This window comes from Cryobacterium sp. Hz7 (assembly GCF_004402815.1).
Classification (GTDB): domain Bacteria; phylum Actinomycetota; class Actinomycetes; order Actinomycetales; family Microbacteriaceae; genus Cryobacterium; species Cryobacterium sandaracinum.
The window spans coordinates 115,293-129,500 of record NZ_SOFB01000049.1 but is presented as its reverse complement, the minus strand read 5'-3'; the positions used below and the strand labels follow the sequence as shown (position 1 = coordinate 129,500).

The 14,208-nt window shown below is 68.5% G+C and carries 11 protein-coding genes; 6 read left to right on the top strand and 5 right to left on the bottom strand.

The annotated features are described in order from the left end of the window. Window positions 1-198: 198 nt before the first annotated feature. The 4 genes from E3N86_RS10875 to E3N86_RS10860 all read left to right on the top strand — a co-directional run bounded on the left by E3N86_RS10875 (window position 199) and on the right by E3N86_RS10860 (window position 3,468). The gene (locus E3N86_RS10875) at window positions 199-1,620 is read left to right on the top strand and encodes an amidohydrolase family protein (protein ID WP_104099389.1); all 1,422 of its coding nucleotides are present in this window, start codon (window positions 199-201) and stop codon (window positions 1,618-1,620) included. A gap of 242 nt (window positions 1,621-1,862) precedes the next feature. After that, window positions 1,863-2,531, top strand: a complete 669-nt coding sequence (locus E3N86_RS10870) for an NTP transferase domain-containing protein (protein ID WP_134511934.1) — start codon at window positions 1,863-1,865, stop codon at window positions 2,529-2,531. 83 nt (window positions 2,532-2,614) lie between these two features. After that, entirely contained in the window at window positions 2,615-2,899 is a 285-nt protein-coding gene (clpS, locus tag E3N86_RS10865; RefSeq protein WP_233191428.1) for an ATP-dependent Clp protease adapter ClpS, read from the top strand. Next, complete coding sequence (locus tag E3N86_RS10860) at window positions 2,896-3,468, top strand: DUF2017 family protein (protein ID WP_134374386.1); 573 nt, start codon at window positions 2,896-2,898, stop codon at window positions 3,466-3,468. The genes clpS and E3N86_RS10860 overlap by 4 nt, the downstream gene beginning before the upstream one ends. 19 nt (window positions 3,469-3,487) lie before the next feature. Here the strand turns inward: E3N86_RS10860 and E3N86_RS10855 are convergent, their stop codons facing one another. Together E3N86_RS10855 and E3N86_RS10850 are read right to left on the bottom strand one after the other, a co-directional pair. Continuing rightward, entirely contained in the window at window positions 3,488-4,804 is a 1,317-nt protein-coding gene (locus E3N86_RS10855) for a glycosyltransferase (protein WP_134511933.1), read from the bottom strand. Next, window positions 4,801-7,032, bottom strand: coding sequence for a glycosyltransferase (locus tag E3N86_RS10850; RefSeq protein WP_134511932.1), 2,232 nt, complete (start codon window positions 7,030-7,032; stop codon window positions 4,801-4,803). The genes E3N86_RS10855 and E3N86_RS10850 overlap by 4 nt, the downstream gene beginning before the upstream one ends. A gap of 93 nt (window positions 7,033-7,125) precedes the next feature. On the opposite strand from E3N86_RS10850, the gene E3N86_RS10845 reads away from it, so the two are divergent. Next, the gene (locus E3N86_RS10845; RefSeq protein WP_104101320.1) at window positions 7,126-9,441 is read left to right on the top strand and encodes an FdhF/YdeP family oxidoreductase; all 2,316 of its coding nucleotides are present in this window, start codon (window positions 7,126-7,128) and stop codon (window positions 9,439-9,441) included. Further along, entirely contained in the window at window positions 9,438-10,826 is a 1,389-nt protein-coding gene (locus E3N86_RS10840) for a phosphatase PAP2 family protein (RefSeq protein WP_174843017.1), read from the top strand. The genes E3N86_RS10845 and E3N86_RS10840 overlap by 4 nt, the downstream gene beginning before the upstream one ends. Here the strand turns inward: E3N86_RS10840 and fdhD are convergent. The 3 genes from fdhD to fdhA all read right to left on the bottom strand — a co-directional run bounded on the left by fdhD (window position 10,823) and on the right by fdhA (window position 14,064). Continuing rightward, window positions 10,823-11,683 carry a formate dehydrogenase accessory sulfurtransferase FdhD gene (fdhD, locus tag E3N86_RS10835; RefSeq protein WP_104101323.1) on the bottom strand — a complete coding sequence of 287 codons (861 nt, stop codon included), beginning with the start codon at window positions 11,681-11,683 and terminating at the stop codon, window positions 10,823-10,825. The two genes, E3N86_RS10840 and fdhD, sit on opposite strands and share 4 nt — an antisense overlap. A gap of 6 nt (window positions 11,684-11,689) precedes the next feature. Continuing rightward, a complete protein-coding gene (gene moaA, locus E3N86_RS10830) occupies window positions 11,690-12,718 on the bottom strand; it encodes a GTP 3',8-cyclase MoaA (protein ID WP_134342182.1) in 1,029 nt (342 codons plus the stop codon). 131 nt (window positions 12,719-12,849) lie between these two features. Further along, entirely contained in the window at window positions 12,850-14,064 is a 1,215-nt protein-coding gene (fdhA, locus tag E3N86_RS10825) for a formaldehyde dehydrogenase, glutathione-independent (protein WP_134511931.1), read from the bottom strand. Between the last annotated feature and the right edge of the window lie 144 nt (window positions 14,065-14,208).

Sequence of the window (14,208 nt, the reverse complement as noted above, 5' to 3'; positions counted from 1 at the left end):
CTCCCCCTGTCTCGCGCCCGGTGGCGCTGAGAACAACAGATGTGACGCTACTCCGTCGCGTACCGCTTATGCAAGCGTTTGCTGCAAGCGTTTACTTGATCGCGCGGCGGTCGAGCCTGACGACCCCCAATACACTGAACGAGTCCGGTGGAAACGAGTCCAGTGGAAGAGAACGACGAACAGAGAACGGGCTCTCACGTGACACCGTCCAGCCGGGTCTACCGCGGCCACATCTTCCACATTGCCGGCTCCCCCACCGTGGCCGCCGCGCACCGGCACCTCGTGTCCCTGCCCGACGGCGTCCTGGTGACCACCGACACGGGCCGGATCGCCTGGGTGGGCTCATTCGTCGACCTCCCTGCCGTCTACGAAACCCTGGCGGTCACCGACAACCGGGGCGGTTTCATCCTGCCCGGCTTCGTCGACACCCACGTGCACTTCCCGCAGACCTATTCCACGGATTCCTATGGCGGCGGCCAGCTGCTCGAGTGGCTGGACAACTGCGTCTTCCCGGCCGAGGCTCGCCTGGCCGACCCCGGGTTCGGCGAGCAGATCGCCCGGGACTTCACCCGTCGCCGCGTCGCCGCGGGCACGACCAGCGCCCTGGTCTTCGGCTCCGCGTTCCCTCCCGCGCAGGACGCCCTGTTCGAGGAGTCGCACCGGGCCGGACTGCGCCTGGTCAGCGGGCGCGGAATCCAGACGGTCGGTTCGAAGCCCTCGCAGGCGCTGCTCACGAGCGAGGCCAGGGCCCTGGAGCTTGTGACGGATGAGATCGCCCGCTGGCACGCGGTCGACACCGGCGACGCCGCCACCGCGCTGCTTCAGGTGGCGGTGGTGCCGCGATTCAGCCTCTCCGTCACCCCCACGACCCTGGCGGGGCTCGGCGAGCTCTACGACGCGGTGCGCGGCCAGGGGGTCTACTTCCACAGCCACCTGAACGAGAACAACCGGCCCGGCACGGGCGAGATCGAGGCCGTGAAGTCGGTCTACCAGGTCGACACCTACCTCGACACCTACGACGGCCGGTTCCTGCCGGGTTCGGCGCGAGGCGGGTCGAGCCTGCTGGGGCGGCGCAGCATCCTCGCCCACGCCGTGCACTGCGAGAACAGCGAGCTGGCTCGCCTGGCCGAGACGGGAACGAGCGTGGCGCACTGCCCCACGTCGCAGCAGTTCCTGGGATCGGGCACCATGCCGTGGCTGCGCACGACGTCGTTCGGCGTGAATGTGGCGATCGGGTCGGATGTCGGCGCGGGCGACGAATGGCTCATCTCCCGGGTGCTCAACGACTGTTTCAAGGTGCACCTCTCCGAGCCCGGAGAGGCGGGCCTGTCGCTGGATCCGGCCGCCCTGCTCTTCACCGGCACCCTGGCCGGCGCGCGCGCACTCGACATGGAGGCCCGGTTCGGCAACTTCGACGTGGGCAAGGACGCCGACTTCCTCCTGATCGAGCCGGACCGCTGGGAGCCCCTTGCCACGGTGCTCGAGCGCGGCATCCGGGCCGACGACGAGGAGATGGCCACCGACCAGACCCTCTTCGCGCTTCTGCTGGCCCTCCGCCAGCCCGCGATCGCCGGCGTCTTCGTGCGCGGCCGCCGGGTGCTCGCCCCGACCGGTGGTTGAGCCGCCCGGCGATTGAGCCGCCCTCCCGCCTTCCAGTCCCGCCCTCAATCCCGCCCTGGCCGAACGAATTCGACGGAGATTTTGCTTAGAACCGGCCCCGAGCATCCGTTTGGGCGCGAAATCGGTAAAATCTCCGTCGAATTCGTCAGGGGTTGATGGACTAAAAGGTGAGAATCGTGCGGGCCGTGCCCGACCGACCTCCACACCCGTGCCCACACCCGCACCGCCCTACGATGGCAGGCATGGCCACTTCCTCCGCACCAATCGCCGGCCTCGTGCTCGCAGCCGGCGCCGGCTCCCGTTACGGCATGCCGAAGGCACTTGCGCGAGGCGACGACGGCATCCCCTGGCTGGTGCGCACGATCCGCACGCTCACGGATGCCGGCTGCTCACCGGTGATCGTCGTGCTCGGCGCCGAAACCGCAGAAGTCCGGGCACTGCTCCACCAATTCGGCATGACCCCGTCGGTCGTCCTCACGCAGGCTGAAGACTGGGCAGAGGGACTCTCCGCGTCCCTGCGGGCGGGCCTGCGACAAGCCACCGAGCTGCAGGCCACCGAGCTCCTGCCTGCTCCGGTCGCCGTGGCGATCGTCCCGGTCGATATCCCGGGTCTGCTGCCCGGCACGGTCGCACGACTGATCGGCACCCTGCCCATCGACACCCTGCCCGGTGACACCGTGCCCGGTGCCACGGATGCCGACGCGAACCCCGTCGGCCCGCTCACGCTCCGGCAGGCCGGCTTCGACGCCCGCCCGGGACACCCGGTGGTGATCGGGCGAGCACACTGGGGCGCGCTCATCGACACCGCCACCGGCGACACCGGCGCACGTCCCTACCTGCAGTCTCACAACACCCGGCTGGTCGATTGCGCCGACCTCGAGACCGGGCTCGACGTCGACACGCGCGATTGAGCACCGAAACCGCACCGCACCACGCCCCCGGACACCGGCCACACCGGGTTGGAATTGCCCCCCCTCCGTGTGAGGCTTAACCCGTGCCGAAGACTGACGAACGACTCGATCTGCGAGACGCCGTGTCCCTCGATCGCCCCTGGATCACCATCGTCTGGGACGACCCGGTGAACCTGATGTCCTACGTCTCCTACGTGTTCCGCAGCTACTTCGGCATCTCCGCCTTGGAGTCCGAGCGCCTCATGCTGCAGGTGCACAACGACGGGAAGGCCGTCGTCGCTTCCGGCAACCGGGAAGCAATGGAACGCCACGTCGAAGCCATGCACGGCTACGGGCTGTGGGCCACCCTCGCCAAGGCCGACGCATGATGCAGTTCATGACGGGCAGCGAGAACGCCCGCAGCGTGACCGCCCGGTTCGAACCCGTCGAGATCGGCCTGTTGCGCCTGGCCGCGAGCCAGCTGATTGACCTGCTGGAGGGCGCCGAAACCCACGCACTCGGCACATCCGGTGACCCGGCCCTGCGTCGGCTGCTGCCGGATGCCTACGCCGATGACCCCGAGGCCGCCGCGGAATTCCGCCGGTTCACCGCCGATGACCTGCTCGAGCGCAAGGTGCGGAACGCCCGGTGCATGCTTGCGACGCTCGGCGAGGAACCGCCCGCCGACATCGCCGACGAACCGAACGACGCCGAGCTACCTGCGACCGCCGACGCGGCCGCATCCGCCGAGGCGCCCGTGATTATCGACCTCGACGCCGACGACGTGCAGTCCTGGCTGCGCACGCTCACCGACCTGCGCCTCACCCTTGCCGAACGCCTCGAGATCGGGCCCGACGGGGTGCCGGCGCGGAGCGCCGACGCGGCACCGTTCCTGAACGACATCTACGATTGGTTCGGTATGGTGCAGGAATCCCTGGTCTACGCGATCGACGTCTGACCTCCCGGATACTCGCAACCTACAGCTCGACCGGCACCGCCAGCAGCGCCGCGTACGCGCGCTTGGGCCCGGCCCCGCCCTGCAGCGAGGAACTCAACCGATCCAGGCTTCGCCGGGCGTCCCCGTCGAGCGCGAGCAGTTCGGCTATTCCGGCCCGAAGCTCCTCAACCGTAGCCGTGTTGGGCGCGAGGGACAGCCCGAATCCGGCCGCTTCGACCGCGGCGGCCCCGGCGAACTGGTCGGTGGAGAAGGGCAGCAGCAGCAGTGGCACCCCCGAGGTCATCGCCTCGGTGACGCTGTTGTTGCCGCCGTGCGACACCGCCAGAGCCGAGCGCGCCAGCACGGTGACCTGCGGCAGGAACGCGCGCACGAGCCAGGAGTCGGGGATCGGCCCGAGTTCCGCGGGGTCGGTGGCACCGGTGGCGACGGCCACCCGCACGTCGAGTGCGGCAAGCGCCTCGGCCACCCGGGCGAGAACATCCCCGCGCACCGACAGGAAGCTGCCGAAACTGACATAGACGATGGGCCGGTCACTGTCGGCGGCGAGCCAGGCGTTCACCTCGCCGTCGGCGGCCTCGTTGCGCACGGCGGAGCCGAGGAACGCGTGCGCCGGCAGCAACTCGCCACGTGCGGTGTCGTGCAGCTCGGCCGGATAATTGAGCAGCAGGATGTCTCCGGACTCCATGAACGCATCCGGGCTCGGCAGCGCGGCCGGGTCGAGAACCCGCAGGGCGTCGTTCCACTGGGTGGTGAACGCATCCCGCACGCTCTCGCAGATCGTCAGGAGTGCGCCGAGGTCGTCGCTGTCGGGCGCGAAGGCGAGCGGCCACTCCGGCGGGAAACCGTAGACCTCCGCGCCCACGGGCAGCGCCGACGGGTGACCGAGCACCACATCGGCGTGACGGATGCCCGCACTCACCAAAGCGAGGCGCGCACTGAACGCCAGGTGATCGACGATCACGTGGTCGGGTTGCACCTCGGCCACGATGAGCTGTACCGCGCGGGCCACCTCCACCGGGTTCCAGAGCAGGTCGCTGCTGCGTGCCTTGGCCTGGAAACAGAGCGTTTCCACCATTCCGAGCCGGGTGGCGTCGAAGAACCCGCGGAGCGCGTCGTCCTCGCCCGTCGGCTGTTCCTCGGCGCGGATCGTGCCGGGGTTCGAGCCGCGGCCCAGTTGCAGGTGTATGCGCTCGAATCCGAACGCGGCCACGATGTCGGCAGTGGCCGAACCGCTGGCCACCACGACGCGTTCGCCGGCCTCCAGCCACGCGGTGCCCAGAGTGGCCAGCGGGAACAGGTGGGAGGCGTAGTCCGGGCTGATGATCAGCAGCGTCATGAAACGCTCATCAGGTACGCGCCCGACTCGTTCGTGTCGGCGACGTCGCGGTAGACCCGGGTCAGCGTCTCAGCCATGGCCTGGATCGTGAAGGAACGCGACACCATTTCCCCGGCCCGGTCCGCGTACTCCGGTCCGAGGGGGCCGGCAGCCAACTCGAGTGCAGCGATGATCCCGCCCGCCAGGGCCGTTTGGTTGCCGGTGTCGACGAGGAAACCCGTCACTGCGTGCTCCACATAGGTGGCCGGGCCGCCGGAATTCGGGGCGACGACGGTGAGCCCGGTCGCCATGGCCTCAAGCAGGGCGATGCCGAATTCTTCCTTCATGCTCGCGCAGACATACGCCCCATTGGGGGCCGCCAGTCCGGGCCGGCCGTACCGGGCCGCGGCCAGCCAGTGCGCCACGGTGTCGTTGGTGCGGTGCCCGGCGAGCAGTAGGCCCTGGTCGGCCGCATTGGCGAGGTCGACGACCGCGGCCATCTGGTCCAGCTGGCTTTTCTCGTCGAGGGAGGGAGAATTCAGGTCCCCGCCGAGGATGAGCAGGTTGCAGCGGGCGCGCAGGTCAACATCCGCAGCCCACGCCTGCACCAGGGCAGCCATGCCCTTGACGCGGTGCAGGCGTCCGACGGTGACGGCGAGCGGAAGCCCGCGCCGGCTCGGCGGGAGGGTGGTGAGCAGGTCGTCCAGTTCAGCTAGCGCCGCTGCGCCCGCCGCGCCAGCCGCGCTGGTCACGCCGGTCGCGCCGGTCGCGTGCGCGGCGGGCGGGTCGGCCGCGAGTCGGGCATCCGCCAGGGCACGCTCGATCACGGCGAGGTCGATGCCCTCCGCGATCACGGAGTGGCGTTCCGGATGCTGCCGGATATCGATTCCCACAAGGTCGCGCATGTCACGCCGCAGCTCGGGCCTCGGGAAGAGAACGGTGTGCGCGGCATCCGCGGCCAGCCGCTGCACGAGCCGGGCCCGGAACCAGAAGTGCTCGGTCTCGTCGACCGTGCCGAAGTTCGCCCGGGTGAGCACCCCGGAACTGTCGAGGGAGTGGATGACGCTGTGCGGGTCGGGGGCCACCGTGAACACGATCGGAATGTCGAGCTCGCGGGCGACGGTGGAGGCAGCCAGCGTGCCGATGTCGGCCATTCGCAGGTGGATCGCGTCGACGGTGCCGGCGGCGCGCAGAATGCGACGGATGCCGCGCTGCGTCGCAATCCGCCGCGGCCAGGCATCGACCGAGGCGACGGGTTCGCCCAGGAAGGGCACGGTCGCGAAGGCGTGCTCCGCGAGGGAAGACCCGACCTCGGACAAAGAGGTGAGCGCGCCGGCGAAGCTGCCGCGGGAGAGGGTGAGCACCCGTTCCACGGAGCCGCCGCGCTCACTGCCGCCGCTGCCGCTGCCGCCGGAGACGAGCGCGTCGCCCAGGCGCACGAGCAGCGTGGCGATGCCGCCGTTATCGCCGGCTCCCACCTGGCTGAGTTCGCGGTCGATGTCGGCGTGCAGGAAGAGTTGGGCCACCGTCAGCCCCCGGCTCCACGGCGGGCGCGGGTAGGCCGGCACGGTCAAGTCGATCAGGGCGAGCCGGGCCACGTCGGCAAGCACGCCGCTGCCCTGCGACAGGTCGCTCACGATACGGATGTTGGCCTCGTTCGGACCGAGGTCGCCGATGGCCGCGATCGCCGCCGCACGCACCGCGTTCGGCTCGGAGCCGTCGACTGCGACCCGGCGCAGCAGACGTTCGGGGATGCGCCCGGCGATGAGACCCATCGTTTCGACCAGGCGGGCGCGGGCGCCGCACTCATGCACGCCGATCAGGGTGCCCTCGAGGGCGAGCGCCACATGCACCGGCACCGACGAGCTCCACTGCTCCAGCGTGCGCTGGGCGATCATGCCGGAGAAGCCGCCGTCGACCACCATGCTCAGCAGTCCGGAGATCGCCTCGAACCGGGGCAGCCGGGCGCCGAACGCCCAGGCCGTGTGTTCGCGGATGAAGAGGGAGTCGTGGGTGAGCAGCGACACGAGCACGTCATCCGCGGACTCGTCGAACACCTGGCCGAGCGAGTGAATGGCCGCGATCGCGGTCAGCTGGTCGCCAGGGTCGGTCGCCGCCTGCGCGAGCAGGCGCACGGCGCGGATGCCGCCGTCCCGGCTCGCTGCGATGGTCAGGTCGTCGGCGCAGCGAATGCCGTCCAGGATTGACCGGGTCTGCCGCATCGTGTCCAGCGTCGTGTGAGTTCCCACGGTGCCCCCCCTGTCTCCTGCTTCAAGCAGTCCGATCCGAACATACACGTAGCCGATGTCGGAACGCCCTGTGAAATGGAGCAAAATGGTCACATGACACGACGCGCTCCGATCGAAGACATCAACGAAGACAATCTGGTCGTCACGAAGCCGAAGAAGTCCGCGGCCGGAGTGGAAGCGGTTCTGGTGGCGCTCGATCGCGGGTTCGCGCAGGCCGGCGTTCCCCGCACGGCGAAGGCGCTGCTGCGCCTCAACCAGCGCGACGGCACCGACTGCCCGGGCTGCGCGTGGCCGGAGTCGCAGGGCCACCGCAAGACCGCGGAGTTCTGTGAGAACGGCGCCAAGGCCGTCGCCGAGGAGAGCACCCTGCGCACCGTGACGCCGGCGTTCTGGGCCGAGCACTCGATCGAGGAGCTCGCCACGAAGACCGAGTACTGGCTCGGCAACCAGGGCCGCATCACGCATCCGGTGGTCATCCGTCCCGGCGACACGCACTACTCCCAGATCTCCTGGAACGAAGCCTTCGAGCTCATCGGCGAGCGGATCCGAGCCACCGTTCCCGACCGTACGGTCTTCTACACCTCGGGACGCACCGCCAACGAGGCGGCGTTCCTCTACCAGCTGTTCGCCCGCTCGATCGGCACGAACAACCTGCCCGACTGCTCGAACATGTGCCACGAGTCCTCCGGAAGCGCCATGAACGCCACCATCGGCATCGGCAAGGGCACCGTTTCGCTCGAAGACATCCACCATGCCGAGCTGATCCTCGTCGTCGGCCAGAACCCGGGCACCAACCACCCGCGGATGCTGTCGGCCCTCAAGGAGTGCAAGGACAACGGTGGCCGGGTCGTCGCCGTCAACCCGCTGCCCGAGGCCGGGTTGTTCAATTTCAAGGATCCCCAGTCGGTCTCCGGCCTGATCGGCGATGGCACAGCACTCGCCGACGAGTACCTGCAGATCAAGGTCGGCGGCGACCTGGCCCTGTTCCAGGCCCTCGGCCACCTGCTGCTCGAAGCGGAGGAGCGCGTTCCCGGCTCCGTCGTCGACGCGGAGTTCGTCGCGGCGAACACCCAGGGCCTCGACGAGTACCGCGCCGCCCGCACGACCATCGACTGGGCCGAGACGGAGAAGGCCACCGGGCTCACCGCGGTGGAGATCTCCACCGTCGCGCAGATGATGATCGACTCCACGGCCACGATCATCTGCTGGGCGCTCGGACTCACTCAGCAGCCGCACTCGGTCAACACACTCAAGGAGATCATCAACCTACTCCTGCTGCAGGGCAACTTCGGCAAGCCGGGCGCCGGCGCCTGCCCGGTTCGCGGCCACTCCAACGTGCAGGGCGACCGCACCATGGGCGTCTGGGAGAAGCCCAAGGAATCGATGCTCGCCGCGCTGGACAAGGAATTCGGCATCGAGTCCCCTCGCAAGCACGGCCTCGACTCGGTGGACACCGTCGCGGCCTTCGAGAACGACGACGTCGACGTGTTCGTGTCGATGGGCGGCAACTTCGCCCTCGCCTGCTCCGACACAGTGGCCCTCGAGGCGGCAATGCAGCGCGTGGGCCTGACCGTGCACGTGTCGACCAAGCCCAACCGGTCGCACATCATGCACGGCACGACCTCGCTGATCCTGCCGACGCTGGGGCGCACCGACACGGACGACAAGCACCCGGGTGGTCGCCAGGTGCTCTCGGTCGAGGACTCCATGTCGGTCGTGCGCACCACGCAGGGGCGTCTGGACCCGGTCTCCGAGCACTTGCTCGCCGAGCCCGTCATCGTCGCCCGGATGGCCAGCGCCACCCTCGGCGACGACCACGTGATCGACTGGAAGGCGATGGCCGACGACTACGACGTCATCCGTGACCGCATCTCGCGGGTTCTCCCGGGCTTCACCGATTTCAACGCGCGCCTCAAGACGAAGAACGGTTTCGTACTGCCCAACCCACCCCGCGACACCCGCAGCTTCGCCACCGACATCGGCCGGGCCCGGTTCACGGTCAGCCCGCTCGAGTACCTCACCCCGCCGGCCGGCCACCTGATCCTGCAGACCATGCGCAGCCACGACCAGTACAACACCACGTTCTACGGCCTGGATGACCGCTACCGCGGAATCTCCGGCGGCCGCCGGGTCATCCTGATCCACCAGGACGACGTCACCGAGCTGGGCTTTGCGGACCGCGACATGGTCGACGTGATCAGCACTTTCCGGGGCGAGGAGCGGCGCGCCAACGAGTTCCGCCTGGTGGTCTACCCCACCCCGCGGGGCTGCGCGGCCGCGTATTTCCCCGAGGCGAACGCCCTGATGCACCGCGAGCTCGTGGCCCGGGAGTCGAACACCCCCGGTTACAAGGCCATGTCCGTGCGATTCATCGCCCACGAGGCAGCGAATTCAGCACCGCTGACGTGAGCCGAGGCGTGAACACGGGCGCTGGGGCACAGCGCGTCACCCACTGGTGGCCGCTGCTCTCCGGGCTGGTCACCGTCGCGCTGGCGGTGGGTCTGGGCCTGGTCATCTCCCGGAACGGCAAGCCGTTCGCCCTGGACACGGAGTGGATGATCGCGGTGTCCGGCAATCGGGCACCGGTGTGGGATTCCCTCGCCCTCGTGATGAACAGCCTGGGCGGCGGTCTCACCGCCTCCGTCGTCGTGCCCGGTCTGCTCATCGGCCTGCTCCTGTTCTTCAAGCACCCGTGGGCCGCGGGCTTCGCCCTCGCGGTAACCGTGGTCTCCGGTGCCGCCGTGCACCTCCTCAAGTGGCTGTTCGGCCGGGCCCGCCCGGTCGAGCTCGACGATCTGTTGGTCAGCGTCGATTTCGGGTCGTTCCCCTCCGGCCATGTCGCCAATGCGGCGACGCTGGCGATAATCCTGGCGCTGCTCTTCCGGTTCTGGTGGGTGTGGCTGGCCGGGGCGCTGTACACGGCGCTGATGATGCTCAGCCGCACCTACCTGGGCGCTCACTGGCTGACCGACACCGTCGGGGCGGCACTGCTCGGCATCGGGATCGCGGTGGCGGTCTGGGCTCCCCTGGCCGTGACACTCGATCGCGAACGCCGACGCAGCCGCGCGTCGCATCCGTGGCGCACGTTCCACGACCGGTACGTCGTCGAGACGTGGGAACGCAATGCCCGGTCCCGCCGCATGCTCCAAGTCACCGCGATCGCCTGCCTGGGTTTCGGCGCCGTCGTCTTCACGCTCACGCTGCTGAGTGTGCAGAGCGGCGGCGGCGTCACCGCGATCGACCTCCCCGTGCAGGAGTGGCTGCTGGAAGCCCGGTCCCCCGTTCTGACGACCGTGATGGTGGTGCTGGCGGTCGTATTCGGGCCGGTCGCGCTGCCCTTGATCGTGCTGGTCGTGTGCGTCGGCTGGGGTCTTCTCACCCGGCACGCCTGGCGCCCCCTGCTGCTCGCCGGTGCCATGGCAACCGGCGTGGTGCTGGCCCAGGTCATCGGACGCACTGTCGGCCGCGAGCGGCCGCCGATCGACCTGATGCTGTACGGCACGGATCTCACGTTCTCGTTCCCCTCCGGCCACGTGCTGGGTGCATCCGACTTCCTGCTGGTGACCGCCTACCTTCTGCTCTCGCGCCGTTGCAGCATGCGGGCCACCACCCTCGGTCTCAGCATCGCCGTGGTCGGCATCGCGCTGGCGGCCCTCAGCCGCCTGTACCTCGGCTACCACTGGACCACGGATGCCCTGGCCTCCGTTTCGATCTCCCTGATAGTGGTGGGCTGCGTGATCACGGTCGACACCTGGCGCACCGGGCGGGTGGTCGAACCCGCGGAGCGCGGCTAGCCGGGGACGCTCTGCGGCGTCCGCTCGCCGCTCGTGATGCGTTCCGCCCCGGCGTAGATCACCATGGAGTCGCCGCGCAAAAACCCGACCACCGTCATGCCGACCTCGTCCGCGAACTCGGCGGCCAGCGACGACGGCGCCGACACGGCGGCGAGCACCGGAATCCCGGCCATCAGCGCCTTCTGCGCCAGTTCGAAGCTCGCCCGGCTCGACACCATCAGCACCGTGCCGGTGAGCGGAAGCAGGTCTTCCTTCAGCGCCCAGCCGATGACCTTGTCGACCGCGTTGTGGCGGCCGACGTCTTCGCGCAGCACCAGCATCCGACCGGTGGTCCCGTCGAAGAGGGCGGCCGCATGGATGCCGCCGGTCTTCTCGAAAACGTCCTGGGCGTCGCGCAAGACCTCGGGAAAGCTCGTCAGGAGCTCTGCGTCGACCTGAAGCGGGTCAGCCGTCACCGGGAACGCCGACTTCGTGCGCACGGCGTCGATACTGGCCTTGCCGCAGAGCCCGCAGGAACTGGTCGTCAGGAACGATCGCTCCAGGCTCGGGTCGGGCGGTGTGACCCCGGGCGCGAGCGACACGTCGAGCACGTTGTAGGTGTTCACGCCTTCGACGGTGGCGCCGGCGCAGTACCGGGCCGTGGAAAAGTGCTCGTTCCGGGTGATGACGCCCTCCGACACCAGGAACCCGGCGGCGAGGTCGAAATCGTTGCCGGGGGTTCGCATCGTGACGGCGAGGGAGCGGCCGTTCACGCGGATCTCGAGTGGCTCTTCGACCGCCAGCACGTCTTCCCGGCTGGTGGGATTCTCGCCCGCCGTCAGTCGCACGACCTTGCGCCTGGCCGTGATCCTGCTCATCTGGATTCACCCACCGATGTACGACATTTCGATTCTCTTCTTGCCGGATGCGCGCAGCCGGCCGGTCTCGGCGCTGCGCAGCTCCGAATAGCGGTCCGTGCGCTCGCGCCAGATCTGCTTCAGCACCTCGGTCAGCTGCTCATCGGTGCAACCGCCGCGCATCAGGGCACGCAGGTCGTGCCCCTCGGTCGCGAACAGGCAGGTGAACAGCTTGCCGTCGGTGGAGACCCGCGCCCGCGAGCAGGAATGGCAGAACGACTGGGTGACACTGGAGATCACGCCGATCTCCCCCTCGCCGTCGCGGTAGCGCCACCGGCGGCTGGTCTCACCGGTCTTGTTGGGGGCCACCTCCTCGAGAGGCAGTTCAGCGTTGATGCGGGCCACGACCTCGGCCGAGGGCACCACGTCACCCATCTCCCAGCCGTTGCTCGAGCCCACGTCCATGAACTCGATGAACCGGAGGATGTACGGGGTGCCTTTGAAGTGGCGCGCCATGGCAACGATGTCCTGATCGTTCTGCCCGCGCTTGAGCACCATGTTGATCTTGATCGGGCCGAGCCCGACCGAGTGGGCCACGTCCAGGCTGTTCAGCACCTTGGCGACCGGGAACTTCACGTCGTTCATGGCCCGGAACGTGGCGTCGTCGAGCGAATCCAACGACACCGTGACGCGCTTCAGCCCGGCGTCCTTCAGAGCCCGGGCCTTCAGCGCCAGCACCGAACCGTTGGTGGTCATCGCGATGTCGATCGGGCGGCCGTCCGGGGTGCGGAGCGCCGCCAGCATCGCCACCAGTTCCTCGATCCCTTTGCGCAGCAGCGGCTCACCGCCGGTGAGGCGGATCTTCTCGACCCCGTGCGCCACGCTGATCCGCGCCAGCCGGGTCATCTCTTCGAAGGAGAGCAGTTCGTCGCGTTCCATGAAAGCGAAGTCCTTGCCGAAGACCTCTTTGGGCATGCAGTACACGCAGCGGAAGTTGCAGCGGTCGGTGACCGAGATGCGCAGATCGTGCAGCGGGCGTTGGAACTGATCAATCATGTCTCCACACTAACCGCCGCCCTCCGCGGCAACAGTCCTTCGGGACGGTGACAAATGCCCGGCCTCAGCAGAACAGGGCATCCGGCCCGGGCGAACCGCGGGCCGGATGCCCTGTTACCGGTCGAACGCGCTTACTTGATGTACTGGTTCGGGTTCAGCACGTATTTGATCGACTTGCCGGCGTCGAACTCGGCGTAGCCGCGCGGGGCATCGTCCAGGCTGATCGCCTGAGCGTTGACGGCCTTCGCGATCTGCACCTTGTTGTGCAGGATCGCCATCATCAGCGACCGGTTGTACTTCATCACCGGGGTCTGACCGGTAGCGAAGGACAGGGACTTGGCCCAGCCGAGGCCCAGCCGGATGGACAGCGAGCCGACCTTCGCCGCCTCGTCGACCCCGCCCGGGTCACCCGTGACGTAGAGGCCCGGGATGCCCAGGCCACCACCGGCGGCCGTGACCGTCATCAGCGAGTTCAGCACCGTGGCCGGACGCTCCGTTCCGGCATCCTTGCCGTGGCCGCGGGCCTCGAAGCCGACCGCGTCCACGCCGCAGTCGACCTCGGGCACACCCAGGATCTGCTCGATCTGATCCTGCGGTTCGCCCTTCCGCAGGTCGATGGTCTCGCAGCCGAAGCTGCGGGCCTGCGCCAGCCGCTCCTCATTGAGGTCGGCGACGATGACGACGGCGGCCCCGAGCAGCTGAGCGGATGCCGCCGCGGCCAGACCCACCGGGCCCGCTCCGGCGATGTATACGGTCGATCCGACCCCGACGCCCGCGCTGAACGCTCCGTGGAAGCCGGTCGGGAAGATGTCCGAGAGCATGGTGAGGTCCATGATCTTCTCCAGCGCCTGGTCCCGGTCCGGGAACTTCAGGAGGTTCCAGTCCGCGTACGGCACCAGCACGTACTCGGCCTGGCCGCCGACCCAACCGCCCATGTCGACGTAGCCGTAGGCGCTGCCCGGGCGGTCGGGGTTGACGTTGAGACAGATTCCGGTTTTGCGCTCCTTACAGTTGCGGCACCGGCCGCAAGAGATGTTGAACGGCACCGAGACGATGTCGCCGACCTTGATGAACTCGACGTCGGGTCCGCATTCGACCACCTCGCCGGTGATCTCGTGGCCGAGGACGAGGTCCGACGGCGCGGTCGTGCGCCCGCGAACCATGTGCTGGTCCGAGCCGCAGATGTTGGTGGTGACCGTGCGGAGGATGACCCCGTGCGGCACCTTGCGGCCCACGTTCGCCGGGTTGACACCCGGTCCGTCTTTCAGCTCGAAGGTCGGGTAGTCGATGTCGATGACCTCGACGACGCCCGGGCTCTTGTAGGCAACTGCTCTGTTCCCAGTCATGAAGTACCTTCCTAGTTCCTGTTTGCTTCCCTCACAGCGAGACCCGTCGGGCCGCGCGAGACTGCATCGAAATTTCTAGTTGGTGCCTGTTTCACATCTAGAGGACTACATTGCGGCCTGAAATTCAAGGGGTGTGCTCAGATG

Coding starts and splice junctions, on each gene's coding strand:
- E3N86_RS10870 (WP_134511934.1), top strand. CDS start 1,863: ATGGCCACTTCCTCCGCACCAATCGCCGGCCTCGTGCTCGCAGCCGGC.
- E3N86_RS10860 (WP_134374386.1), top strand. CDS start 2,896: ATGATGCAGTTCATGACGGGCAGCGAGAACGCCCGCAGCGTGACCGCC.
- E3N86_RS10855 (WP_134511933.1), bottom strand. CDS start 4,804: ATGACGCTGCTGATCATCAGCCCGGACTACGCCTCCCACCTGTTCCCG.
- E3N86_RS10845 (WP_104101320.1), top strand. CDS start 7,126: ATGACACGACGCGCTCCGATCGAAGACATCAACGAAGACAATCTGGTC.
- fdhD (WP_104101323.1), bottom strand. CDS start 11,683: ATGAGCAGGATCACGGCCAGGCGCAAGGTCGTGCGACTGACGGCGGGC.
- moaA (WP_134342182.1), bottom strand. CDS start 12,718: ATGATTGATCAGTTCCAACGCCCGCTGCACGATCTGCGCATCTCGGTC.
- fdhA (WP_134511931.1), bottom strand. CDS start 14,064: ATGACTGGGAACAGAGCAGTTGCCTACAAGAGCCCGGGCGTCGTCGAG.